The organism is Paramagnetospirillum caucaseum, from assembly GCF_000342045.1.
Lineage (GTDB): Bacteria > Pseudomonadota > Alphaproteobacteria > Rhodospirillales > Magnetospirillaceae > Phaeospirillum > Phaeospirillum caucaseum.
In genome coordinates, this window is sequence record NZ_AONQ01000155.1 from 1 (window position 1) to 1,920 (window position 1,920).

Sequence of the window (1,920 nt, forward strand, 5' to 3'; positions counted from 1 at the left end):
CACAAACGATAATGAACCCGTTGCCAACACTGCCGCCAATGCCACGCTGATGACACGGCGGCAGCAGGTGCGGACCATGTTCACCTCCAAGGGCGGCGAGGAAAAGAATCCCGAGTGGTACACACCGCCGTGGCTGATTAACCATTTTTACGCGGCGAACGACAACCAGCCGTTCGATCTCGACCCCTGCTCACCTTGCGTTGGTGACGCCGCTCCCGTTTCCGCACTTCAGCACTTCACCGTTGCCGATGACGGTCTAGCCCAGGATTGGCGTGGACGGGTATGGTTGAACCCGCCGTATCACAGCTTGGGGCGTTGGCTTGAAAAGGCGGCTGATTCGGTATGGTGCCGCCACATGCCGAATGCTCCCACGACGGCATCCGCTGAGCGTGAGAAGCCGCTATGTGAAGCGGTGGTCGGCATCATCCCCGTTCGCACCCACACCCGCTACTGGCGGAAGTTCGTTGCCGATCATGCTCGCGTCTTTTTTGTCTCGGGCAAGATCGGTTTCTTGAAGGGTGTCGGCGGGAAGGGAGTAGAAGTCACGACACGGCTCCCCGAGGGGTTGGCAATTGTCATCTGGGGGAACCATAAGCCGTTTTCTGACTATCTCGGTCGCTTGCCCGCGTCGGTGATCGATATCTACGAGCGTTCCGCTCCGACCATCCCCGATCACCCAGTTCGCTATTGGTCTGCTTTGTAGAAACATGCGGGGTTGGGTGGATTTTCGGTCCACCCAGCCCCCGCTTGTGGTCACGGAAGATATATTTGCCACGCCATATTGTTAGATTGTACAGGCTCGATATTATGAGATTCGGTTGTGGAGATTGCTTTATGGAGCGAACGGCACGACTTCCATTTAGGCTATCGATCTGCGGGATCGATGACTTGTCCAGCAGGATGGACCGGTTCGAACCGTCACACCTAATCTCAATCCAAGACCCGTGCGACGATCCTCTGGACTTCGACCCGGCGATATCGGTGCTGCGGTTGCAGTTCTGGGATACCCACGCCTTGACCGGCGTTGTCGGTCAGATGCTGTCACGGCAGGATCGATGCGACTATCCCAACCTAGACCATGCCCAAGCGATCCTTGCGTTCGGGCGTGAAATCCCCAGAGGCGGGCGGCTGCTGATCCACTGTTGGGCGGGAGTTTCCCGCAGCACCGCCAGTGCGATCATGCTCATCTGCCAGCATCATGGCGGCAATGAACGGCATGCCATCCAACTGGTAAGGGCGTTACGACCGCAGGCTCAGCCGAACCGGATGTTGCTGGGCTTTGCCGACCGAATCCTTGGCACCAGGATGTTGTCGTGCCTAGACGGGGCTTGATTCGAGCTTGATGCGTCAGTGAAGCAGCAGGCTCCATGCCGACGCCACCATCTCAGCGACATTATGCAGTTCGGCGTGGAAGCTGCCCATGAGCCTTGGACCCAAATCGTCGGGGAGATTGATTGCGTTTACACCGACGATGACGGCACCAGCGGCAGCTACGGCAAGAACCACATGCAAGGCAAAATCCGCCAGCAGCCTGATCATCCAAAATGCAACGATGATAGCAATCGCGGCGGTGAATGGATGTGCTGTAATCGATTCGTAGAATGGCATGGCGGACCTCCATTGCTACGGACAAGTATAACATAAAATGCGTAAAAAGTAAATCAGTGCCAAGTGACTTTTAATTCCAAGCGTCTTGAATACATTTATAGATCGACGCTATAACGTCAGTCCATTTTCTCGTGCGGTTTTGTAATACTCCCCACAGAGTTCGTTGTCGTCATCCGTCAGCAATTGCATCAAAGTTTTTAGATGGTTAACCGCCGTATTAAGCGAGTTTACGACGAGCAGCATATCCCGACGAAATTGGTAGTTATCGTTTGGCGACTCTTGGGTAGATTCAGATGGCTCCAGGTCAGGGAC

General features: G+C 55.2%; 4 protein-coding genes. 2 read left to right on the forward strand and 2 right to left on the reverse strand.

Translation table 11 applies throughout. The features are described from left to right. The coding region (locus tag H261_RS24430; RefSeq protein WP_008622646.1) for a site-specific DNA methylase at positions 1–703 on the forward strand (703 nt) is incomplete at its 5' end. 311 nt (positions 704–1,014) lie between these two features. Further along, positions 1,015–1,332, forward strand: a complete 318-nt coding sequence (locus H261_RS26390; RefSeq protein ID WP_235063038.1) for a hypothetical protein — start codon at positions 1,015–1,017, stop codon at positions 1,330–1,332. Positions 1,333–1,347: 15 nt separating this feature from the next. Here the strand turns inward: H261_RS26390 and H261_RS22720 are convergent, their stop codons facing one another. Both H261_RS22720 and H261_RS26395 read right to left on the reverse strand, forming a co-directional pair. Beyond that, positions 1,348–1,608, reverse strand: a complete 261-nt coding sequence (locus H261_RS22720) for a hypothetical protein (protein ID WP_008622650.1) — start codon at positions 1,606–1,608, stop codon at positions 1,348–1,350. A 108-nt stretch (positions 1,609–1,716) separates the two neighbouring features. Beyond that, positions 1,717–1,920: hypothetical protein (locus tag H261_RS26395; protein ID WP_235063039.1), on the reverse strand; the 204-nt coding region annotated here is incomplete at its 5' end.

Coding starts and splice junctions, on each gene's coding strand:
- H261_RS22720 (WP_008622650.1), bottom strand. CDS start 1,608: ATGCCATTCTACGAATCGATTACAGCACATCCATTCACCGCCGCGATT.